General features: G+C 69.9%; 14 protein-coding genes. 11 read left to right on the top strand and 3 right to left on the bottom strand.

Translation table 11 applies throughout. The features are described 5' to 3' along the window. Positions 1 to 21: 21 nt before the first annotated feature. The 3 genes from E0H75_RS44680 to E0H75_RS24390 are packed head-to-tail and all read left to right on the top strand — an operon-like array spanning position 22 to position 7,836. Positions 22 to 7,032 carry a toxin glutamine deamidase domain-containing protein gene (locus tag E0H75_RS44680; protein WP_131515943.1) on the top strand — a complete coding sequence of 2,337 codons (7,011 nt, stop codon included), beginning with the start codon at positions 22 to 24 and terminating at the stop codon, positions 7,030 to 7,032. Further along, on the top strand, positions 7,026 to 7,553 hold the full coding sequence (locus E0H75_RS24395) for a hypothetical protein (RefSeq protein ID WP_131515942.1): 528 nt from the start codon (positions 7,026 to 7,028) through the stop codon (positions 7,551 to 7,553). Before E0H75_RS44680 ends, E0H75_RS24395 begins: the two co-directional genes overlap by 7 nt. 1 nt (position 7,554) lies before the next feature. Continuing rightward, positions 7,555 to 7,836 (top strand): hypothetical protein, encoded by a 282-nt coding sequence (locus tag E0H75_RS24390; protein WP_131515941.1) that lies wholly within the window; start codon positions 7,555 to 7,557, stop codon positions 7,834 to 7,836. Between the two features lie 22 nt (positions 7,837 to 7,858). Here E0H75_RS24390 and E0H75_RS24385 read toward each other — a convergent pair whose 3' ends face one another. Continuing rightward, complete coding sequence (locus tag E0H75_RS24385; RefSeq protein ID WP_131515940.1) at positions 7,859 to 8,707, bottom strand: hypothetical protein; 849 nt, start codon at positions 8,705 to 8,707, stop codon at positions 7,859 to 7,861. A gap of 134 nt (positions 8,708 to 8,841) precedes the next feature. Between E0H75_RS24385 and eccCa the strand changes: the two genes are divergently transcribed. The 6 genes from eccCa (at position 8,842) to E0H75_RS24355 (ending at position 17,605) form a co-directional block, all read left to right on the top strand. Then, positions 8,842 to 12,861, top strand: a complete 4,020-nt coding sequence (gene eccCa, locus E0H75_RS24380; protein ID WP_131515939.1) for a type VII secretion protein EccCa — start codon at positions 8,842 to 8,844, stop codon at positions 12,859 to 12,861. Then, entirely contained in the window at positions 12,858 to 13,241 is a 384-nt protein-coding gene (locus E0H75_RS24375; RefSeq protein ID WP_131515938.1) for a hypothetical protein, read from the top strand. Before eccCa ends, E0H75_RS24375 begins: the two co-directional genes overlap by 4 nt. Position 13,242: 1 nt before the next feature. Next, positions 13,243 to 14,292 carry a DUF6177 family protein gene (locus E0H75_RS24370; protein WP_131515937.1) on the top strand — a complete coding sequence of 350 codons (1,050 nt, stop codon included), beginning with the start codon at positions 13,243 to 13,245 and terminating at the stop codon, positions 14,290 to 14,292. 28 nt (positions 14,293 to 14,320) lie between these two features. Beyond that, positions 14,321 to 15,646, top strand: coding sequence for an EsaB/YukD family protein (locus tag E0H75_RS24365; RefSeq protein ID WP_131515936.1), 1,326 nt, complete (start codon positions 14,321 to 14,323; stop codon positions 15,644 to 15,646). A gap of 12 nt (positions 15,647 to 15,658) precedes the next feature. Continuing rightward, positions 15,659 to 16,897, top strand: coding sequence for a MinD/ParA family ATP-binding protein (locus E0H75_RS24360; protein WP_131515935.1), 1,239 nt, complete (start codon positions 15,659 to 15,661; stop codon positions 16,895 to 16,897). A gap of 129 nt (positions 16,898 to 17,026) precedes the next feature. Then, complete coding sequence (locus E0H75_RS24355; RefSeq protein ID WP_238163240.1) at positions 17,027 to 17,605, top strand: Rieske (2Fe-2S) protein; 579 nt, start codon at positions 17,027 to 17,029, stop codon at positions 17,603 to 17,605. A gap of 56 nt (positions 17,606 to 17,661) precedes the next feature. Here E0H75_RS24355 and E0H75_RS24350 read toward each other — a convergent pair whose 3' ends face one another. Together E0H75_RS24350 and E0H75_RS24345 are read right to left on the bottom strand one after the other, a co-directional pair. Then, positions 17,662 to 18,882: a S8 family peptidase gene (locus E0H75_RS24350; RefSeq protein ID WP_131515934.1), complete on the bottom strand. Its 1,221-nt coding sequence runs from the start codon at positions 18,880 to 18,882 to the stop codon at positions 17,662 to 17,664. 149 nt (positions 18,883 to 19,031) lie between these two features. Continuing rightward, positions 19,032 to 19,487: a DUF6194 family protein gene (locus E0H75_RS24345; RefSeq protein WP_131515933.1), complete on the bottom strand. Its 456-nt coding sequence runs from the start codon at positions 19,485 to 19,487 to the stop codon at positions 19,032 to 19,034. 82 nt (positions 19,488 to 19,569) lie between these two features. Between E0H75_RS24345 and uvrC the strand changes: the two genes are divergently transcribed. Both uvrC and rapZ read left to right on the top strand, forming a co-directional pair. Further along, positions 19,570 to 21,600 (top strand): excinuclease ABC subunit UvrC, encoded by a 2,031-nt coding sequence (uvrC, locus tag E0H75_RS24340; protein WP_131515932.1) that lies wholly within the window; start codon positions 19,570 to 19,572, stop codon positions 21,598 to 21,600. Then, positions 21,600 to 22,466, top strand: a complete 867-nt coding sequence (rapZ, locus tag E0H75_RS24335) for an RNase adapter RapZ (protein WP_131515931.1) — start codon at positions 21,600 to 21,602, stop codon at positions 22,464 to 22,466. The genes uvrC and rapZ overlap by 1 nt, the downstream gene beginning before the upstream one ends. The last annotated feature ends 17 nt before the right edge of the window (positions 22,467 to 22,483 follow it).

Below are 22,483 nucleotides of genomic sequence, written 5' to 3'. Positions count from 1 at the left end.
CGACCGAGGAATTGAACCGACATGATCGAACCGAACGGCATCCCGATCGAGAAGATCTCGACCGTGGTCACGGCGCTCGAGCAGAACGTGCCAGGACTGAGCGGCCTCGGGCAGAAGTTCACCGACCTGGGCAACAACGTCCACAACACGTTCCAGCGCCTGAACGGGGTGTACCACGCGCCGGAGCGTGAGGTTCTGGTCAACTCGACGAAGAAGATCCAGACGAACCTGACCGAGTTCGGTCCGAGTCTGCCGGCCATGTCGCGGCATCTGACCAACCTGACCGGCGACGTCCGGGGCAAGCTCGGCACGCTGAAGGACATCCGGGAGGAGGCGTACGAGTGGCATCGGCGGAAGAACCGCAACCCGGAGTGGAAAAACGATCAGGACATGATCGACGACAACAACCGGATGGTCGAGGACGTCCGCCGGATCGTCCGGGAGGAGATTCCGAACCTCTGCTTCACCGCCGCCAACGAGATCGTCAAACTGCACGGCGGTAAGCCCTGGGACCCGAAGACCGGTGTGCGCGAGGGGGACAAGCCGCCGGAGCAGAAGGAGCAGGACGGCGATCCGCCACCGGAGGCGTGGGGAACGCCCGAGGAGCGGGACAAGCCGCTGTGGCAGGACTGCCTCGAGTTCCCGGTGAACTTCGTCGTCGGTGTGGTCACCGTAGTCGGTGAGACGCTCGAGGGTCTGCTGACCCTGATCCCGGTGCTGCCCGCGATCGCGAGCATCCCCGGCGTTCGGGACTGGGCGAAGGACAAGCTCGGGTGGGACATGCCCACCTGGGAGGACGCGGGCAACGCCTGGAAGGGCCTCGGCCTGATGGTCGCCCATCTGGCGACAGCGCCCATCGAGCTCGCGTGGTGGGGCTTCGATCAGCTCACCGGCCTGGACACCCGGCCTGACGCGGTCAAGTCGTACAGCGAGCAGGGCGCCCAGATGGGCCTGGGCATGGTCAAGGGTTTCGTCGCATGGGACGAGTGGGCGAAGAACCCGGGCAAAGCGTTCGGCATGGCGCTCACGAATGTGGTCGCGACCGTGGCCAGTGGCGGTAGTGCCGGTGCTATCAAGACCGCGGCGATGGCCGGCAAGTTCGGCGCTGCGAGCCTGGCGGTGGCGAAGGTGGCCAAGGTGGCCGAGTTCGCGCAGGGGACGAGGATCGCCCTGCACGACGGCGTCCTCGGCGCGGTGACGAAGATCCCGAAGGTCGGCGACGTGGTCGGCGGCCTGTCGAAGATCCCGATCGTCGGCGACACCTTCAAGCTGCAGGGCGTCCCGAAGATCGACGTACCGTCGGCACACACCCCCGACGTCAGCACGCCGGACACGCCGGACATCAGTACGACGTCGCACACCCCGGACGTCAGCACGCCGTCTGCCCACGCGAATGCGCCGACGGTCGACAGCCCATCGGTGGACACGCCCGCGGTACACGACACAGGCGGCACGCCGCAGAGTCCGGTCAGCGACGCCCCGTCGGCCCCGCTGTCCCACGCCGACCCGAGCACGACGTCGCCCGCCGCGCACACCGGCCCCGGCACCACACCCGGCGGCAACTCCCCGGCCCCGACCACCCAAATGCCAGCTCAAACCACCCACGCCCCCGACACCCAGCCCACCCCAGGCACCTCCCGCGCCCCGGACTCCACCACGCCGAGCACCTCACGCGCGCCGGAGTCGACGACGCCAGGCACGACGCGCACTCCTGACGGGCAGACGACGCCGGGCACGTCCCGCGGGCCGGAGTCCTCGGCACCTGGTTCGACCCGCACACCCGACTCGACAACGCCGAGCGGCACCCGGACCCCGGACTCCACGTCACCAAGCACCACGCGTACGCCGGACTCCACCACGACCCCGGGAACCACACGCACGCCCGAGTCGACGACGCCGAGCTCGCACACCCCGGGCACCACCCACACGCCGGACTCACCCGGCACGCACACTCCGGAATCCGGGACGCCGGGCTCGACGCGCACGCCGGAGTCGACCACACCGGGCCGGACACCCGAGCCGTCGACGCCGAGCACGCACACGCCAGGAACCAGCCACACGCCGGACCCACCCGGCACGCGCACTCCGGAGACCCCCGGCACGCGTACCCCGGAGACCCCCGGCACGCGTACCCCGGAGAGCCCCGGCACGCGTACCCCGGAGACTCCCGGCACGCACACTCCACGCACGCCGGAAACCGGGACGCCGCATACGCCCGAGTCGACGACCCCGGGCACGCACACCCCAGAGACCCCCGGCACGCACACGCCAGAGACCCCTGGCACGCACACGCCGGAGACGCCGGGCACACGGGCGCCGGACGTGGCGCCCGCGGCGAGGAACGCCGACCCCGTCGTCCAGCCGGTGATGCCGATGCACCCCGGCGTACCAGGGCACGTCGGCGGACCTCACGGCACGCCGAATGCACCGCACTCAAACACCCCAGGCACACCGAACGCACCGCATTCCAACGCCCCGGGTACGCCGAACGCGCCGCACCCGAACACGCCGCGCTCGAACGCGCCGCACTCGAACGCGCCGGGGGCGCCGAATCGGCCGCATGACGCAGCGAATGATCCGAAGTGGGACGACCCGCTGCGTCGGCAGGTCGAGATCGATCGGTTGAAGCCGGACTATCTGCGTCCGGAGCCGGGAAAGCCGCGCTCGATGGTCGACCCGCACCAGCACATTCCGGCGCGGCGGGAGGACCCGCGCTGGGGCGAGCTGACCGACTCGGTCGGCGACCCGCCGGTGAGCAACGTGCCGGACTGGGTTGGCCGGGTCAACCCCGACCACGACCTCAGCCCGCACTACCGGATGAACTGCCCGGACATCTCGCGGAACGTCGCCGACATCCTGAACGGTGGTGAGCCGCGGCTGGCGTCCGGGAACGCGTTCAAGAGCGGCGAGGATCCCGAGGGGACCCTCGAGTGGATGGACCTGGACGACTTCCACCCGGACAACAAGATGGCGGCGCCGCAGGGTCCGCACAACCCGGCGGACTTCACGAACGCGGCGTACCGCAGGGTGTTCGACGCGCTGTCCGGCAAGCCGCCGGGCACGCACGCGAACATCTTCGTAACCTGGAAGGGCGGTACCGGCGGGCACGTCTTCAACGCCTTCGTCGACGAGGGCGGCCGGGTGAAGTTCCTGGACGCGCAGCCTCCGGGCGGCAAGCTGGTGGACTCGTTCCCGCCCGGTCACACGTCCCCGCACCCGGTGAACCCGTACCACGACGCCAACGGCCGGCCGGTGGATATCGACTCCATCATGTTCGCCACCCGTGAACCAGGCGGACGCTGGGACGGCATCCCGCGCTCGCCGAACACCCCGCCGGCGTCCCAGTTGCGCTTCCAGCGCGACGTACGTCCCGTCTCGGGAGCTCCCGACGCGAACCCGTCCATCGCGAACCGCCTCAACCCACCAGACGCGCCAACCCACACCCCGGAGCAGCCACAACACGCCCCGGACACGCGTGCCCCGGACGGCCACACGCCAGACCCACACGCACCCGACGGACGCACCCCGGAGTCCAAGGCGCCGGAGGGTCGAGCGCCGGACACGCACGCGCCGGAGGGCCGTACGCCGGAGTCGCACGCGCCGGAGGGCCGAGCGCCGGACACGCATGCGCCGGAGGGTCGTGCGTCGGAGGGACGGACACCGGAGGGACGGACGCCGGAGACCCACGCGCCGGAGGGGCGTACGCCGGACACGCATGCGCCGGAGGGGCACACCCCGGAGACTCGCGCACCGGACGGACATACACCGGAGACGCACGTCCCGGACACGCACGCACCTGAGGGCCGTGCGCCGAGCACACATGCGCCCGACGGGCGTTCGCCGGATGGGCATACTCCAGAGGCGCCGGACACACACGCGCCTGAGACGCGGGCGCCGGAGAGGTGGACCGCGGACACGCAGGCTCCCGCGACACGGACCCCGGATGCGCACGCACCTGATGCGCGTGTTCCTGAGGGGCATTCACCGGATGCACATGCGCCAGAGACCGGCGCGCCGGACACGCACGCTTCCGGCGCGCGTGCGGCGGAGGGGCGTGGGGCTCAGCAGTTTGGGGCTGGGCGGGTGGAGGATGGCGGGCCGCTTGCGCGGTCGGAGTTGGCTGATCGGGGGTTCCGGGCTTCGGCGCAGGACGAGGCGGCGTACCGGGCCACGTTGCGGTCGATCGACCGGGCCAAGATGGCTGAGCACCGGGGGCGTGGTCGCGCGCAGCTCGGGGATCAGATCGACGACCTGTCGGACGTCGAGCTCAATGCCATGGAAGAGATGCTCGGGATGCCTCATCAGGACATCAACCGAGCGTTCCGTGCAGGCGACCCGAATGTCGAGCGGATGCCGCTCGTCCGCGTGGCGACGTCGGCGATGAACAGGCTGCCCGACCATGTGGGGGAGATCCATCGAGGGATCACCTTCGACACACCGGGCGAACTGCAGGCGTTCCTGGACCGGTACACGCCGGGCAACACCGTCCGGGAGCCGGCGTTCACGCACTCGGACAAGGATCCGGCCGGCGCTGAGATCTTCAGCGGCGGGCAGTACGCGCCGGCTCGGGTGGTCATGCACATCGATGCTCACCACGGCAAAGACATGTCGTTCCTGCGTGATCCGCACCTCGGCGTGGACGAGGTCATCCACCCGCCGCACACGTCGTTCTATCCGACGAAGCTGGAGTTCGATCCGGACACCAAGACGTGGCACGTGCATGTGCGTGACCACGGCGGTCCGGCTGACCCGCATGTCGGCGAGGCGCCGCGGGTTTCGGTGGAGCCTGACAACACGAGTTCCTACTGGCGCCAGCAGGCGGAGAGCCGCTACCCGTCGCCGCAGCACCCGCCGCAGCCTCAGGTAGACCTGTCCGTCCCCGGCCAGCCTGTGCACCCGACGGCACCGTTCGGCCCTGGCCAGCCGCACCAGCCAGCCGACCCGTTCGCCCCAAGCCAGCACCAGCCGCCCAGCAGCCCAGGCCAGCCCAACTACGGTCCGTCGCACCCGGGCGAGTCATTCGGTCCAGGTCAGCCGGACTACGGCCCGCCCCAATCGAGCCAGCCCTTCGGCCCCGGCCAGCCGGACTACGGGCCTCCTCAGCCGGGGCAGTCGTTCGGCCCGGGCCAGCACCAGCCAGGTGAGTCGTTTGGGCCTGGACAGCACGAGCAGCCTGACTATGGTCCGCCCCATGCCGAGCCGGACTACGGGCCGCAGCAGGGCTATCACCCCGGGCAGCAGCAGCCTGGGTATCAGCCAGGACAGCCACCGCATCAGCCGTATCCGGGGCCTCAGCAGCCGGCGCAGCCGCATCAGCCGTACGGGCCGCCGCACCAGCAGCCGCATGCGCCGAACCAGCCGGGCTACCCGGGGCCTCAGCAGCCGAACGGGCCTCAGCAGCCGGGAGAGCCGGGGTACCCGGGACAGCAGCCGCATCAGCAGTACCCGGGGCATCAGCAGCCGGGGCAGCCGCATCAGCCGTACGGGCCGCCTCATCAGCAGCCGCATGCGCCGAACCAGCCGGGCTACCCGGGGCCTCAGCAGCCGGGGTTTGGTCCAGGACATCGGCAACCGGGGGAGCCGGGATTCGGTCCGGGGCATCGGGAGCCGCAGCAGCCGGGGTACCCGGGGCACCAGCAGCCGAACGGGCCGCACCAGCCGGGCGAGCCGGGCTACCCGGGGCATCAGCAGCCGCCGTACGGGCCGCCGCATCAGCAGCCGCATGCGCCGAACCAGCCGGGGGAGCCGGGGTTCGGGCCGGGGCGTCGGGAGCCGGAGCAGCCGGGGTACCCGGGGCAGCGGCCGCATCAGCCGTACCCAGGGCATCAGCAACCGGGGCAGCCGCATCAGCCGTACGGGCCGCCGCATCAGCAGCCGCCGTACGGGCCGGGGCATCAGCAGCCGCATGCGCCGAACCAGCCTGGGCAGCCGCATCCGCAGCAGCCGGGCCAGCCGCCGCACCGCCCGGGAGAGCAGCCCTGGCAGCAGCCGCACCGCCCGGGGGAGCAGCCGTATCACCCGGGGCAGGAGCCGTTTGGGCCGGCTGGGCATGACCCGTATGGGCCTCCGCGTCAGCCGGAGTCGCCGTACGGGCCGCCGCAGCAACCGCACGGCCCGCAGCAGCCGCACAATCCGCAGCAGCCGTATGACCCGCGGCAGCCATACGACCCGCGGCAGCCCTACAACCCGCAGCAGCGGCCGGGGTATTCGCCGGAGGAGCACGGGCCGTACGCCCGGCACGACCAGCCACCGCGGCAGAGCGGGTACGGGTCCGCACCGGACGGACCGCAGCCGCACCAGCCGGCGTCGAGTCACGAGCCGGAGCACTCGCAGGGGACGAGTGCTGAGGGCCCGCACGGGCAGGGTCATGAGCCGGCGCCCGCGCCGGGACACGAAGGGGAGCCGGGCGAGTATCCGGTCCGGCCGCCGGACAAGAACGAGTTCGTCACGAACGAGCCGGAGAAGCTGGAGAATGCGTACCGGCGTGTGCGGGAGGCGAACGACGACGTACCGAAGGTCGCCGAGGAACTCGACCTGCATGACGACGACCCGGCCAAGCTGGCCGAGTTGGAGGAAGTGGTCGACGTCGCGAAGCGCAACGTCTTCGTCAACAAGCACGACGTCGCGATCGGCCCGGGTGACATCCGGCACGGCAACTTCACCCCGCTGGACGGCATCGCCGACCTGTGGACGAAGGTGATGGACGGCAAGTTCCTGGACGCCGGGCAGGTCAACGAGTTGCGGTCCCTGATCGCGCACGAGTACGTCGAAGCGAAGTTGCTCGAGCACGGCGTGCCGTACAAGACCGCGGACCCGAAGGCGTGGGAGGGCGAGGCCTACCGGCCCGAACGGCCGGGACCGCACGAGCTGGCACCGTTGTCGCTGCGGTCCGGCGCCCAGGTCGATCTGCTCAGGCTCTGGAAGATGTACGGGCTGACCTCACCGTTCCCGGACGGCTTCCTGGCGAAGGATTTGTCCAAGGCCAACCTGGATGAGATTGTCCGGTCTATGAAGGAGCAAATGGGATGGTGACCGACACAGCCGCCGCGGAGCGGATGGTCGAGCGCCTGCTCGCCGTGAAGTGGGACGACGACGCGGCGTTCGCTCAGCAGCAGTCCCGCGCACGGCTGGCTCGCGAGTTCCTCCGGCGTACGGCGCAGTGGGCCCTGACCGTCGGGGCGCAGGAGGGTTGGCCCTTCGGCGATCTCGCGGGTGCGGTGGATCCGGAGGTCGCCGTCGACCCCGCGCTGCTGGCCAGGCTCGCTCCGGACCCGTCGTCCGCGGACCCGTTCCCGGTCCTGCCGGACATGGCCGCGGCGATCGTGCGGTGGGCGGCGCTCGGCGACCTTCCGCGGCAGCGGTTCCCGCAGTTGGACGATCCGTATGAGCCGATGCTCGCCCTCTTCGATCGGGGCGGAGGCTACGCGCGGGGGCCGGGGTCCATCGAGCTCGGGTTCATCGAGTTCCCGATCCGGTCGGTGGCCGAGCGGGCCGCGCTCGAACCGGTGCCGATCGACGCGGCGGCGTTGGACGCGTTGGACCGGGAGGGCTGAGATGTCTGGGAACTACGGTACGCAGGTCATCGAGTCGGTTGCGGTTCGGCGGCGGCGGTTGCGGGAGGCTTGGTTGTTCGGGGCCGAGCGGGCCCGGAACACGCTGACCGAGCAGACCGGGAAGGTGTTCGCCAGCGTGATGATCGGGGCCGTCGCCTGCGCCGGGTGTGCCGGTGTCTCGTACTTCAAGACCTCGATGGCCAAGGAGAACGAGAAGAACCAGCAGCCGGTGCCGACGGCAACGACCTCCGGCCCGGTCAGCCCGTCGCCCTCACAGAAGTAGCAGGCCGAGGAAGTAGCGGGCCTCAGCGGCCGAACAGGTGCCGCAGCCAGGTCCGCCGCGGCTGTGGCTTGACCGCGGCCGGGAGTACGGCGGTCGGCGGTGTCGCCAGCGTCACCGGAACCTGGACCATCTGGTCACCCTGCAACCAGAAGAGATCCGGCGAGCATCGGTCCGGCGCGCCCTGGTAGCTCTCGGCGACCCACCGGGCCAGCGCGTCGGCGCGCGCCTGCCCGGCGTCGGCGGGGCAGTACGCGAGCGTGCTCAACCGGGGTACGCCGATCAACAGGCCCGCTCCCATCGATGCCTGCGGCAACAAGTTCTCCCGGTCCACGATCGCCATCGAGACCAGCGGGTCGTCGTCGCGGCCGAGGACGGTGAAGCCGTCGTGCTGCTGCGGCTCCAGGTCGGCGATCTCGGCCAGGGACAACTGCACCGGTGACGGTACGCCGGGATCGGCGAGCCCGAGCATCGCGCGCCGGACCACGGTCAGCCGGCGCAGTTCGTCGCCGGTACGGACGAAGACGACGACCTCGAAGTGGTCCCCGAACGGGATCAACGCGTCGGCGACCGGACCCGCCGTCCGGGCGGACCAGCCGCGCTGCACCAGCAAGGCACGCTGACGCTCGCCGACGTCGCCGTACCGGTGCTCCTCGGTGGCGAGCTCACCCTCCGCGACGACGGCCCGCAGCCAGGCCTCGATCTGCTCCGGCCAGCGCGGCTGTGGTAGCTGGAGGCAACGATTGACGATCTCGCCGACGCCGACCACCGCGGACATCTGCAGCGCACCCCGGCCCCAGCCGACCTCCACGGTCCGCTCGTCGGCGTCCACCACGCAACCCGGTAACCAGATCGGTGCGAGATCCGAAATCATTTCCACCACGGTGGAATCGTTCGCGCCCGTCATCCCTTGACCTCACCCACCACTAGAGTGTCTCGCACGTCCGTCGGTAAGAAGTACGAAGTCCCCCGCGCAACCGCGGGCTGGTCCAGCGGAGGAAAACCTTAGTGGCAAGCCGGATCGTGCACCGCCCGGCGCGGCGCACACCCGCCCCCGGGGTGCAGCAGCAGCGAGTGATCGAGGTCGCACCGAGTCTTGGTGGTGCCGGCGGCGGTGGAGGCGGCGGCGCCCTGCAGATGCTGCTGCCGATGGTCGGCAGCATCGGTTCGGTCGCGATGATGACGATGGGCCGCTCCGGTCCGATGGTCATGGTCGGTGTCGGGCTGCTCGCACTCACCATGGTCGGTTCCATCGGCGGCATGATCGCCTCCCGCGGCAAGGGTGGCAAGGACCGCAAGCAGCAGCGCACCCGCTACCTGGACTACCTGGAGCGGATGCGGGACGACTTCTCGAAAGAGGAGCGGAAGGCCCGGGCCCAGGCGCTCGAGCTGAATCCGCCGCCGGATGCACTGCTCGACTGTGTCGTGGATGTGTCCCGGCTGTGGGAGCGGCGCCGTACCGACAGTGACTTCCTGCAGCCGCGCTGCGGCAGCGGCCGGGTGCCGGTGGTCCCGGCGACGGTCGGCCAGGGCGGTTCCGCGATGGAGCCCCCGGACCAGTTCATGATGGCCGAGGCCAACGCCCTCGTACGGCGATTCACGCTGATGCCGGACATGCCGCTGACGGTCCCGCTGGACCACGTCGGCAACGTCAGCATCATCGGCGACCGCGAAGGCGTCGTCCGGGTGGCTCGGTCACTCCTTGTGCAGACGGCGGTGTTCCACGCACCGGAGGACGTGATCCTGGCGGCCGCGTACCCGCGGGCCGCGCTGCCGGACTGGCAGTGGCTGAGCTGGCTGCCGCATGTCCAGGATCCAGAGCGCGCGGACGGCCCGACGCCGTTCCGCCGGATCGCCGACACGCCGCAGAAGCTGTCGCAACTGCTCTCGGACGACCTGTCCGAGCGGGTCCAGTGGGCGACCGAGTCGCGCCGCGGCTCGGTGAGCTTCGAGGACCGCCGCAAGCTGACCCAGCGGATCCTGGTCCTGCACGACACGTACGGCGACGTCGCGGCGGAGGTCCGGCCGCAGGCCGACGACTCCCTCGTCCCCGGTGAGCTCGGTGTCACCGTCCTGCACCTGGTCGCCGATCGCGTCCAGGAGCCGAGCTCGGTGACGATGCGCATCACCGTGTACGGCGACGACGTCCGCATCGAGGACCTGCGCGGACAGTACCCGATGGTCGCCAGCGGCCAGGTCGACCACCTGGACGCGGCGGTGGCCGAGGGCGTCGCCCGCGAGCTCGCGCCGCTGCGGCTGTCGGCGGAGTCGCTGGAGGAGGACGCCCAACTCGACGACGTCGACTTCATGGGCCTGATCGGCATCGGCGACGTCGCCGAACTGGACTTCAACCAGCTGTGGAAGCCGCGGTCCGACCGGCAGTTCCTGCGGGTCCCGCTGGGGGTCGACGACAGCGGCGCCGTCGTCCTGGTCGACCTGAAGGAATCCGCCCAGCTCGGTATGGGCCCGCACGGCCTGTGCATCGGTGCGACCGGTTCGGGGAAGTCCGAGGTACTGCGGACCATGGTGCTGGCGCTGCTGGCCACGCACAGTCCGGAGGATCTCGCGCTGGTTCTGGTCGACTTCAAGGGTGGTGCGTCGTTCGCGCCGTTCGCCGGTGTGCCGCACGTGGCCGGCATCATCACCAACCTGCGTGACGACGCCAGTCTGATCGAGCGCGCGTACAAGAGCCTGGAAGGCGAGGTGCTGCGCCGCCAGCAGGTGCTGAAGGACGCGGGCAACATCGCCAACATCACCGACTACCGGCTGCACCGCGACCAGAACCCGGACCTGCCGGCGCTGCCGCACCTGTTCGTGATCATCGACGAGTTCGGCGAGTTGCTGAACGAGCGGCCGGACTTCATCGACCTGTTCCTCTCGATCGGGCGGATCGGCCGGTCGATCGGTGTGCACCTGCTGCTGTCCAGCCAGCGGATCGAGTCCGGCAAGCTGCGCGGACTGGAGACCTACCTGTCGTACCGGCTCGGCCTGCGGACGTTCTCCGAGGAGGAGAGCCGGACGGTGCTGGACACCACCGACGCGTTCCACCTGCCGCCGCTGCCGGGCTTCGGGTTCCTGAAGGTCGACACGAGCGTCTACCAGCGGTTCCGGGCGGCGTACATCTCCGGCCCGTACGTCCCGCCGGCCGACGAGGTCGTCGAGGTCGAGGGCGAGTACGTCCGGCCGCACGAGCTGACGCCGTACCAGCAGTCCGAGGCGGAGCTGGAGGCTCGCAAGCCGGTCGAGGAGAAGGCGACCGAGCGGACGACCGGTCCGACGGTGCTGAACGTGTTCGTCGACCAGGTACGCCGTACGGCGCAGCCGGTGCTGAAGATCTGGCTGCCGCCGCTGCCCGCCGCCTGCACGCTGGACGGTCTGGCCGGCCGTGCGGACTACGTCGACGGCCGTGGGCTGCAGCTGGCGGTGCGGTCGCCGCAGATGTGCCCGCCGGTGGGTGTGGTCGACGACCCGGCCAACCAGCGCCAGGAGGTCTTCCGGCTGGACCTGACCCGCGCCGGTGGTCACGCCGCGATCGTCGGCGGACCGCAGTCCGGCAAGACGACCGCGCTGCGGACGCTGGTGACCTCGCTGGCGCACACCCACACGCCGCAAGAGGTCGCGATCTACGCGCTCGATCTCGCCGGTGGCGGCATGCAGGCGCTGGCCGAGCTCCCGCACGTCGGCGGTGTCGCGCTGCGCACCGACCGGGAGCGGATCCGGCGGACGGTCGAAGAGATCCGCGGCATGATCGACCAGCGCGAGCGGGTGTTCCGCAACCACGCCATCGACACGATGGAGGCGCTGCGCGCGGACCACGCGGCCGGCAGCCTCCCGGAGCTGCCGACGGCGGACGTCGTCCTGGTGATCGACAACTTCGGCGCGATCCGGACCACGTTCGACGAACTGGACGAGCCGATCACCGACATCCTCCAGCGGGGCAGCAGCTACGGCGTGCACGTGGTCACGGCGATGATGCGGTGGAACGACATCAGGATGCAGAACCAGTCGATGTTCGGGACGATGCTCGAACTCCGGCTGAACGACCCGTCGGACTCCAACATCGACCGGCGCCTGCAGGAAGTGCTGCGCAAGGCGGGCCCGGGCCGGATGCTGATCCCGGGCAGCAAGCTGTACGCCCAGTTCGCGCTGCCCCGGATCGACGGTGCGGCCGACGACACGAACCTGACCGACGTTCTCGAGGCCCAGGCGGTGGCGGCGCGGTCCACCTGGCAGGGTCCGCGAGCACCGCAGATCCGGATCCTGCCGCTGCAGCTGCCGCGCAACCAGGTGGCCGACGAGGTCCGGCAACCGGCCGTCGTCCCGATCGGTGTGGACGAGCGGGCGCTGGCACCGGTGTATCTCGACCTGGCCGGCCGCGACACCAACCTGGTCGTCTTCGGTGACAGCGGTTCCGGCAAGACCAACATCGTCCGGCTGGTCGTGCAGCAGTTGCTCGACCAGCACACCTCGGACCAACTCGTGTTCGCGGTGATGGACCCGCGGCGCGGCCTGCGCGAGTTCGTCCCGGAGGCGTACGTCGGTGGCTACGCGCCGACCGGCCGGGTCGCCGCCGGGCTCGCGAACGGGGTGTCGGAGGAGCTGGCGAAGCGGATGCCGGACGACACCGGCGCGATCCCCGAGGCAGGGCAGGGCGGCCCGCGGATCGTCGTACTGGCCGACGACTACGACCTGCTGACGTCGGGCGGCCAGTCGCCGATGGACGCGTTCCTGCCGTACGTCGCGTCGGGCCGCGACATCAAGCTGCACTTCATCGTCACCCGGCGCGCCTCGGGTGCGTCGCGGCAGATGTACGAGCCGTTCATGTCCGCGGTGCTCGAGTCCGGAGCGGCCGGTCTGGTCCTGTCCGGCGACCGCAGCGAGGGACAGCTCTTCACCGGGGCCTACCCGGGCGACTACCCGCCCGGCCGCGGTTTGTTCGTACGACGGGGCGACGGGGCCGAGCTGGTGCAGACGGCGATGGCGGACCCGGCACCGGCCGTCGCCCAGAGCAGCGGAGGAACGACATGACCTACGACCTGGTGGCGCTCGTGGACGGGCGCCCGTCGAGCGACGACATCTTGGCAGGCCTGCAGGCCGCGGGGGAGGAGCTCGGTGTCCGCGCGGTCAGCGACGGGGCCGTCGTCCAGCTGTGCGACGCCGACGACCAGCCACTGGTATCGGTCGAGTTGCCGTTGCTGATCCAGGTGCCGGGTGAGGTCGAGCGGATGCTCGGTCCCGGCGTGGGTCCGGTGCAGACGCCGGCGTGGTGGGTGGAGATCCGCGCAACGGCGACCAAGGGTGGCCGCGAAGTGGCGGAGAAGTACGCGAACTCGCTGATCGACCGGCTCGGCGGCAAGGTCTGGACGTCCGCGAGCGCCGGGGCACCCGAGACCGAAGGGACGAACTGAGATGCCGAACGACCTGACCTTCAGCCCGGGCGTCGACCTGATCACCGACAAGGTCGCCGTCGTCATGCAGGACCGCCCGGTGATCGGCATGTCGGCCTGGCTCAGCGACGCGCTGACGTCGGCCAAGGCGGCCGGCCGCGACGTCCAGCTGATCACGCCGAAGACGTCGAGGCTCACCTGGCCGGTCCGCTCGACACTGTTCGGCGGCCTGAACGCGAAGTGGGTCGTCACCGCCGACGACGGGGACTACTTCGACGGCCTCAACGGGGTCCGGCTGAAGTGGAACGGCGAGCAGTTCCTGGCCCGGTCGACGGCCAAGCCAGGGGAGCAGACGTCGGACCTGCACCCGGACTTCGCCGTCCAGGAGGACCTGTTCGGCCAGTTGCAGTTCACCGTGCGGGTCCGGCACAAGCCGGTCGCGAGCCTGGTGCTGGGCCGGGTCGCCGAGCGGCTGTTCACGGCGACGACCGGCACCGGACCGGCCGGCTGGTCGACGTCCGAGCCCGTCACCCAGCCCTGGAGCCCGGAGGCTCTGACCGAGTACTGCCGTGGCCGGGCGCCGGATCCGACCTGGTTGATCCTCGCCGGGCAGCCCGGCGAGGAGTTCCGGCCGGCGGTCGGCACCTTGGAGACTCGCCGGACCCAGTCCGGCCTGGACGAGACCGTGACGCTGGCGGTCGCGCAGCCCGGGATGGACTTCCCCGACGTGAACAAGGTCGGCGACTGGATCGACGAGATCGCCGACAATTTCGAGCTGATCTCGGCGATGGTGATGGGGTCGTACGGCGCCGCCGACGGGACCTACCAGCCGCGGTTCGCCGCGATGGCGAGCCCGATCGGGATCGCGGCCGGCCACGAGGCGGTCGAGGGTTCCAGCGTGGCGGAGATGGTGAAGGTCGAGGGGATCAGCAAGGCCCTGGCCATCGGCCCGGCGCACGCGCCCGCGATCTGGTACCCGATCGGGAACGGCCGGAACCCGCGCGACTGGGAGAAGTACGCGGCCCTGATGAAGAAGCTCATCCCGGCCGAGGCTCTGGCCGGCCGGAAGTGACGACCACGTACGACAGGAGTAGGAATCGATGAGCGTGTACAGCCGGGTGACGGTGATCGGGCAGCGCCGTCGGCTGGATGCGGTGCTGCCCGCCGACGAGCCGCTCGGCGTACTGCTGCCGGACTTGCTGCGGATGCTGGACGAGCCGTTGCAACAGACCCCGCAGCGACGGTTCCTGACCACGGCCGCAGGTGCGCTGGTGCCGCCCGAGGGCACACTCGCGTCCGCGCAGATCATCGACGGCACGGTGCTGCGGCTCGCGGCCGAGGGCGAGCTGCCGCCGCCTCCGACCGTGTACGACGTCACCGAGGAAGCGGTCGAGGACCTCAAGCGCCGCCGCGGTACGACGTTCAAGCCCGCGCACCGGCGGATCCTGGCCGGAGCCGGGCTGGTGTTCTCGATCATCGCCGGCGCGATCTCGCTGCTGGTGGCCGCGCCGAACGCGCTGACCGCGGCGATCCTGGTGGTGCTGGCCGCGATCTGCGCCTTCATCGGCATCGCCCTCGGCCGCGGCGGAAGCAAGGTGGTCGCGATCCCACTGGTCACGATCGCGACCGTGCTGCTGGCGCTGTCGGTGGGTTTCTGGGCGCTCGACGCTGGATGGGATCTCGGGCTCGTCATCACGCTCGGCGCACTCTGCCTTGCCTTCGGACCGTTGCTGTACGCCGCCGCCGGCGTGGCCGGTGGTGGCGCGGTCGCCTCCGCGACGTCGATCCTGTTCGTCGCGGTCTGGATGATCGGTGTCGGCACCGGACTGGCCACCGAGCGGGTCGGTGCGCTCGCGGCGCTGCTCGCCGTACTGCTGCTCGGACTGCTGCCGCGGATGGCGCTGGCGCTGTCCGGACTGTCCAACCTGGACGACCGTCGCGCGTCCGGCCAGGAGATCATGCGCGGCGACGTGCAGAGTGCACTGAACGCGGCGCACCTTGGTCTCGCGTTGGCGACCGTGCCGATCGCCGTGTCGTCAGGGGTCGCCGGGATCATGCTGCTCCGGCAGGGCGGTGCGTGGGCAGTCGCCCTGGCGCTCGTGCTGGCGTTCCTGCTTGCGTCGCGGTCGCGGCTGTATCCGCTGGTGAGTGAGGTGGCCGTGCTGTTCGCGGCCGCGTTCACGATCGTGACTGGGTGCGTGCTGATCGCGGCGCTGAACGGTCAGGGTGGTGCGTTCATCGCACTCGGGTTGCTGGTGCTGGTGGCGATGTTCTGCGCCTTCGGTCTCGGTTTCGCACCGGCCGAGCATGTCCGCGCGCGGCTCACGCAACTGCTCGACTATCTTGAGGTCGGGGCGATCATCGTGACGGTCCCCCTGGCGCTGGGTGTGTTCGGCGTCTACTCCAAACTGCTGCACGCGTTCTGACGACCGGATGGAATGACTGAATCGAACTGGCAGGGTGACATGCTGCGCCAGATGGCGGAGCAGCCACCGGCCGAAGAACAGGCCCGCACCGACAACCCGCCGGCCCCCGCGGAACCGGGTCCGGAAGCACCGCCTGCCCCGGCGCCACCGCAGCAGCAGTACCCGCCCCAGCCCTACCCCCAGGAGCAGTACCCGCAGCAGCAGTACGTCCAGCCGCAGTACGACCAGCAGCCGTACCCGCCGCAGCAGCAGTACTACCCACCACAGCAGCCGTACGAGCAGTACCCGCAACAGCCGTATCCGCAGGAGCAATACCCGCCACAGCAGTACCCACAACAGCAGTACCCGCCGCAGCAGCCGGATCCCTACCAGTACGCGCCGCCGCCACCACCGCAGCAGCCGCCGCCTCCACCTCAGCAAGACGGGTGGGGAGCGCCGCAGCCGCAGCAGGAGGCTGACGAGGGCGACTCGGTGTTCCGGCATTTCCGCAGGATCGCGTCCGAGGCGGCGTACCTGGTCGGTGCGTCCGGCCGGATGCAGCGCGACGTCGACCACATCGCGACCATCCGCCGTCCGATCGCGATCATGCGCCGCGTCGGCGTACTGAGTCCGGTCACAGACGGCGGTACGTCGACTGTCACCGCACTGCTCGCCACCATGCTCGCGGCACAACGCACAGATCGCGTGGTCGCGGTGGACGTCGACCCGGCCGGCGCGGAACTGTCGCGACGGCTCGAGCTGTCCCCGGGAGCCGGTCCGATCGAGGGTGTCAGTCTGCTGCGCGCCGATCCGCACCCAGAAGCAGTCCGTACGTCGCTCGCCGAGGTGCAGATCCAGGGATCACGCGATGTCGGTCTGGCCGTGGTCGACTGTCCGGGGACCATGTTCGACGCGGTCGCTACTGAGATGGCGTCGTCGGGGCACTGCGCTGTGCTCGTCGTTCCGTCCGCGCAACAGGTCGCGAACTACTGCCTGACGCAGCTCGACCAGCTGACCCCGGACGGACAGGACGTGCTGCTGAGCCGCGGCGTCATCGTGATCACCATGGTCGAGAATGTCCACCCGGGCTCGATCAACTGGCTGGTCGAGGCGTTCCGGCAACGCGGTCTGGAGCCGGTCGTGCTGCCGTACGACGTCCACATCGCGCAGGCCTGGCCGATGCACACCGAGGAGCTCCAGGCCGAGACACGGCGCGCCGTACTCGACCTGGCCGCGCGGGTGGTCGACACCGTCACCCGTACTGCCAGCTGATTCTCAGCAAACTCTCAAATCCTGGTTGAATCCCGCGCCGGTTGAACCGTTCGCCTCAGCTGGTCGTTTGATCCGGTGTCAGAGTGTTCAACTACTACCTCGCCCCCCGGCTCCTGGAGGTCCAGATTCATGAGCGATGACACCATGGCACCACCCACCCCGCAGCCAACCACCGACGCGGCCTCCGCGCCCGAAGGCCTGCGCGACCGGAGGACGGTGTTGCGCTGTGCGGCCATGGCTGCACTCGTGGGTGCCGGCGCCCCGATTCTCGCGGCCTGTGGCGGTGGCGACGACACGGCCGGAGGCGGTACCAGCAGCTCCGCGCCGACGACCGGCACCAGCTCGGCACCGACGACGGGCACCAGCTCGGCGCCGACCAGCGGGACCAGTTCCGCGCCACCGTCCAGTGCGAGCGGAGGCACGGTCCTCGGCCCGGTGTCCGACGTACCGGTCGGTGGCGGCAAGATCTTCGAGGACGCGAAGGTGGTCGTGACGCAGCCGGCCGCGGGCCAGTTCAAGGGCTTCTCCGCGGTCTGCACCCACCAGGGCAACCCGGTGGGCTCGATCGAGAGCGGACAGATCGTCTGCCCGTTCCACGGCAGCCACTTCAGCATCAGCGACGGCAGCCCGACCAGCGGTCCGGCGCAGCGCCCGCTGCCGGCGATCAACGTGGCCGTCGAGGGCAGCAACATCGTGCAGTCCGCCTGACAGACAGCGAAAGGCCCGGCCGCTCTGCGAGAGCCACCGGGCCTTTCACATCACTGTCAGCCCTGTGCCGGGTCGGCCTTGCCGACGAACAGGAGCTTGTTCGGCGAGCCGGTGCCCGGGTCGCCCACCTTGTCCGGCGTCGAGGCGCCGACCAGAGCGGTCGCGACATCAGCCGGCGTCGCGTCCGGGTGGTCCGCCAGGTAGAGCGCGACCCCACCGGCCACATGCGGCGTGGCCATCGACGTACCGCTCATCTTGGCGGTGGCGTCCGGGTCGGTGATGCCGACCGACGTGATGTCGACACCCGGTGCGAACAGGTCGACGCACTTGCCCCAGTTGGAGAACGTCGCCTTCTGATCCTGGTCGTCGGTCGCGCCGACCGTGATCGCCGACGGCTCCTTGGCCGGCGAGCCGCCGCACGCGTCCGAACTCTCGTTGCCCGCGGCAACGGCGTAGGTGACACCGGAGTCGACCGACGCCTTCACCGCTGCGTCCAGCGCGTCGTCCGCCCCTCCGCCCAGGCTCATGTTGGCCACCGCGGGCTTCTTCGCGTTCTTGGTCACCCAGTCGATCCCAGCCACCACGGACTCGGTCGAACCCGAACCGCTGCAGTCGAGCACCCGGACACCGAACACCTTGGCGCCCTTGGCGAGGCCGTACGTCGTACCGGCGATGGTGCCGGCCACGTGGCTGCCATGGCCCATGCAGTCGACGCCGTTCTGGCCGTCGCCGACCGTGTCGGTGCCGACCGACGCACGGCCGCCGAAGTCCTTGTGCTCGGCGTAGATGCCGGTGTCGATCACGTAGACGTTCACGTTGTCGGCGGTGGTGGCTGCCTCGTACTTCTTGTCCAGCGGCAGATCACGCTGGTCGGCCCGGTCCAGGCCCCACGGCGGGTCGTCCTGGCTGACCGTGATCTTCTGGTTCTGCTGGACGTAGGCGACCCGCTCGTCGCCGGCCAGCTTCTTCGCCTGCTCCTCACTCATGCTCGCCGAGAAGCCCTTGATCGACGCGTCGTACTGGTCGCGGACCTTCACGTCGTAGCTGCTCGCCAGGCTCTGGTTGGTGGCCCGGGTCTGGGCCTGCGAGCGCTGGCCCGCGAGTACGACGATGTAGCTGCCTGGGATCGCGTCTGCGGTGCCGGCGCCGCGGATCGTCACGTCGGCCTGCTGTGCGGCATCACTGCCGGCTGCGGTGGCGACGATCGCGGTGGCGGCGAGCGCGGCCGCTGCCACGGCGCCGAGAACAGCACGTGGCCTGCGTACGGATAGGGACATGGGCGGAACTCCCTCGAGTCAGCGCAAGGCCTTGTTGCCTCACGCAAAGGACCTGCCTGTCTACCCTGGGTCACAGGCTAGAGAGAGCGCTCATCCCAACCGGGGGTCAAACCGGCCTTATGGGACAACCCGCAACATGACCGCAATGTTCACTTGGTTTGCCGTGCCTGGTGCCGGTCGTACTTGCGGGCGGCGAAGTCGTAGGCCTCCGTCAGCAGTGGCTTCAGCGGGTCGAGCTCGGTGGGGGAGACGATGCAGACCCAGTACTGCGAGGCGTAGAACGGGTGCGGCATCAGCTGGTCGCGCTGGGCGTAGTCGTGACCCGAGTCGAGCACCCACTCGGCATCCCGCTCGGTCGGCCCCGGTCCGAAGAGTGAGGTGTACGTCGCCTTGGTCAGCCCGATGTTGAGTCGCCACGCGCCGGGCTCGTCCAATCGGGAGACCTTCTCGTAGTGGTCGCCGGTGACGATCGTTGCGAAGGGTTGCTGCCGCTCGGGCGGCAGGTCCGCGGCCGGGTCGTACAGGTAGAACAGGTCGTCCTGGGCCTCGAGTACCCGCAGGCCGTCGTACGCGCGGATCAGCCGATCCAGTTCGTCGAAGTTCATGCCTTCAAGTGTGTCATTGAAGCTGTAGTAGAGACTTTGGCGGAATTCCGGATTTGTCGGCGAACCGAACTAGGGTGGTTGGGTGGCTGATCCGTCCTCGTACCGTCCCGCTCCAGGGTCGATCCCCGATTCACCCGGTGTCTACCGCTTCAGTGATGCCGCCGGACGGGTGATCTACGTCGGCAAGGCGAAGAACCTGCGGGCCCGGTTGTCGTCGTACTTCCAGGACCTGATCAACCTGCACCCACGCACCCAGGCGATGGTCACGACGGCCGCGAAGGTCGAGTGGACCGTGGTCGGCAGCGAGGTCGAGTCGCTGCAGCTGGAGTACTCCTGGATCAAGGAGTACGACCCGCGCTTCAACGTGAAGTACCGCGACGACAAGTCGTACCCGTGGCTCGCCATCACCCTCAACGAGGACTACCCGCGGGTGATGGTCGGCCGGGGCCAGAAGAAGAAGGGCGTGCGGTACTTCGGTCCGTACAGTCACGCGTGGGCGATCCGCGAGACCGTCGACCTGCTGCTGCGGGTGTTCCCGATGCGCTCGTGCAGCAAGGGCGTGTTCAACCGGCACCGCCAGATCGGCCGCCCGTGCCTGCTCGGCTACATCGGCAAGTGCGCCGCTCCCTGCACCGGTCAGGTGAGCCAGGAGGAGCACCGCAAGATCGTCGACGACTTCGCTGCCTTCCTGTCCGGCCAGACCGCGACGTACGTGCGCCGGCTGGAGAAGGAGATGAAGGCCGCCGCGGCTGAGCTGGAGTACGAGCGGGCCGCGAAGATTCGCGACGACCTCGCCGCGCTGGAGAAGGCGCTGGCCAAGAACGCGGTGGTCCTCGGCGACGGCACCGACACCGATGTGATCGCCCTCAGCGAGGACCCGCTCGAGGTCGCGGTGCAGATCTTCTACGTGCGCGGCGGCCGGATCCGCGGTGAGCGCGGCTGGATCGCCGACAAGGCCGACGGTACGGCGACCACCGGCGATCTGGTCTCGCGGTTCATCCAGCAGACGTACGCCGGTGACTCGGGCGACGTGATCCCGCGGGAGATCCTGGTCCCCACCGAGCCCGACGACGCCGAGGCGCTGACCGAGTGGCTGTCCGAGCTGCGCGGCTCGAAGGTGTTCATCCGGATCCCGCAGCGTGGCGACAAGAAGGCGCTGATGGAGACGGTCGGCCGGAACGCGCTGCAGACGCTGACCATGCACAAGACCAAGCGGGCCAGCGATCTGACCACTCGCAACCTCGCGCTGGAGGAGATCCAGGCCGCGCTCGATCTGCCGGAGGCGCCGCTGCGGCTGGAGTGCTACGACGTCTCGAACCTGCAGGGCACCGAGGTGGTCGCCTCGATGGTCGTCTTCGAGGACGGCCTGCCCCGCAAGAGCGAATACCGGCGATTCGTCATCAAGGGTGTCGACGGGCAGAACGACGTCGCCTCGATCGCCGAGGTGCTGACCCGGAGGTTCAAGCGGCTGCTGGACGAGCGGGCCACGTTGCAAGAGGGCGAGGACCCGGCGGCGGGCTTGATCGATCCGGAGACCGGCCGCGCGCGGAAATTCTCCTACGCTCCCGGCCTGGTCGTTGTCGACGGTGGTCCGCCGCAGGTCGCGGCCGCGCGGCAGGCGATGGACGAGCTCGGCCTCGGCGACATCCCGGTCGTCGGCCTGGCCAAGCGGCTGGAGGAGGTCTGGGTCCCGGACGAGGAGGACCCGGTCATCTTCTCCCGCACGTCCGAAGGGCTGTATCTCCTGCAGCGGCTGCGTGACGAGGCGCACCGGTTCGCCATCACCCACCACCGCAACCGGCGGTCGAAGTCGATGGTGGAGAGCGTCCTCGACGAGGTCTCCGGCCTGGGCGAGGTGCGGCGCAAGACGCTGCTGCGGCATTTCGGGTCCTTGAAGAAGCTGCGTCAGGCCACCGTCGACGAGGTCGCCGACCTGCCCGGGTTCGGTCGTCGTACGGCGGAGTCCGTCGTACTGGCGGTGAACGCTGCCGCAACGAAGGCCGACACCGGCCGGGCGCCGTCGGTGAACACCGCCACAGGCGAGATACTGGACGACGACGTCCCGGCGCCGGCCGGGGCGCCCGACGGGGACCCAGGGAGAACTGAGAGCTGATGGACGACTCGGGCGGCAATCTCATCATCGTGTCCGGCATGTCCGGCGCGGGACGGAGCTCGGTCGCGGACGTACTGGAGGACCTCGGCTGGTTCGTGGTCGACAACCTGCCACCGATGTTCCTCACCACGCTCGTCGAGCAGGTCGTCGGCACCGGCGCGGCGCCGCGGCTCGCGATCGTCGTCGACGTACGCACCGGGCTGTTCTTCGACGAGCTGAGCTCGGCGATCCACGACCTGCGGCTGAAGGGGTATCGGCCGCTGACGCTGTTCCTGGAGGCCTCCGACGACGTGATCGTGCGCCGGCAGGAGAGCGTCCGCCGGCCGCACCCGCTGCAGGGCGAGGGCCGGCTGCTGACCGGCATCCAGCGCGAACGCGAACTGCTCGGCGACATCCGGGCCGGCGCGGACCTGGTCATCGACACGTCGAACATGAACATCCACCAGCTCGCCGCGAAGATCGTGAACGCCTTCGGCGACGAGGAGAACGCCGAGCTGCGGGCGACCGTGGTGTCGTTCGGGTTCAAGTACGGCATCCCGGTCGACGCCGACGTGGTGGCCGACATGCGGTTCATCCCGAACCCGTACTGGCAGCCGGATCTGCGCCCGATGACCGGGCAGGACAAGCCTGTGTCAGACTTCGTCCTCGGCCATCCGCTGGCCCAGCAGTTCCTGCAGAACTACGTGGACGTGCTGGACACCCTGCGGACCGGCTACCTGAACGAGGGCAAGCGCTTCGTCACCGTCGCGATCGGCTGCACCGGGGGTAAGCACCGCAGCGTCGCGATGGCCGAGGAGATCGCCCGCAGGCTGCGCGAGAGAGGGTCACCGACGTTGGTCGTACACCGGGATCTGGGGCGGGAGTGAGCCAGAGCATCTGGGAC

Origin of the sequence: Kribbella capetownensis (assembly GCF_004331485.1) — a bacterium.
Lineage (GTDB): Bacteria > Actinomycetota > Actinomycetes > Propionibacteriales > Kribbellaceae > Kribbella > Kribbella capetownensis.
This window is presented reverse-complemented; position numbering and strand designations above follow the sequence as displayed.

What these genes read in the sequence shown, in the direction of transcription:
- E0H75_RS44680 (WP_131515943.1), top strand. Translation starts at nt 22, where the DNA reads ATGATCGAACCGAACGGCATCCCGATCGAGAAGATCTCGACCGTGGTC.
- E0H75_RS24395 (WP_131515942.1), top strand. Translation starts at nt 7,026, where the DNA reads ATGGTGACCGACACAGCCGCCGCGGAGCGGATGGTCGAGCGCCTGCTC.
- E0H75_RS24390 (WP_131515941.1), top strand. Translation starts at nt 7,555, where the DNA reads ATGTCTGGGAACTACGGTACGCAGGTCATCGAGTCGGTTGCGGTTCGG.
- E0H75_RS24385 (WP_131515940.1), bottom strand. Translation starts at nt 8,707, where the DNA reads ATGATTTCGGATCTCGCACCGATCTGGTTACCGGGTTGCGTGGTGGAC.
- E0H75_RS24375 (WP_131515938.1), top strand. Translation starts at nt 12,858, where the DNA reads ATGACCTACGACCTGGTGGCGCTCGTGGACGGGCGCCCGTCGAGCGAC.
- E0H75_RS24370 (WP_131515937.1), top strand. Translation starts at nt 13,243, where the DNA reads ATGCCGAACGACCTGACCTTCAGCCCGGGCGTCGACCTGATCACCGAC.
- E0H75_RS24365 (WP_131515936.1), top strand. Translation starts at nt 14,321, where the DNA reads ATGAGCGTGTACAGCCGGGTGACGGTGATCGGGCAGCGCCGTCGGCTG.
- E0H75_RS24360 (WP_131515935.1), top strand. Translation starts at nt 15,659, where the DNA reads ATGACTGAATCGAACTGGCAGGGTGACATGCTGCGCCAGATGGCGGAG.
- E0H75_RS24355 (WP_238163240.1), top strand. Translation starts at nt 17,027, where the DNA reads ATGAGCGATGACACCATGGCACCACCCACCCCGCAGCCAACCACCGAC.
- E0H75_RS24350 (WP_131515934.1), bottom strand. Translation starts at nt 18,882, where the DNA reads ATGTCCCTATCCGTACGCAGGCCACGTGCTGTTCTCGGCGCCGTGGCA.
- E0H75_RS24345 (WP_131515933.1), bottom strand. Translation starts at nt 19,487, where the DNA reads ATGAACTTCGACGAACTGGATCGGCTGATCCGCGCGTACGACGGCCTG.
- rapZ (WP_131515931.1), top strand. Translation starts at nt 21,600, where the DNA reads ATGGACGACTCGGGCGGCAATCTCATCATCGTGTCCGGCATGTCCGGC.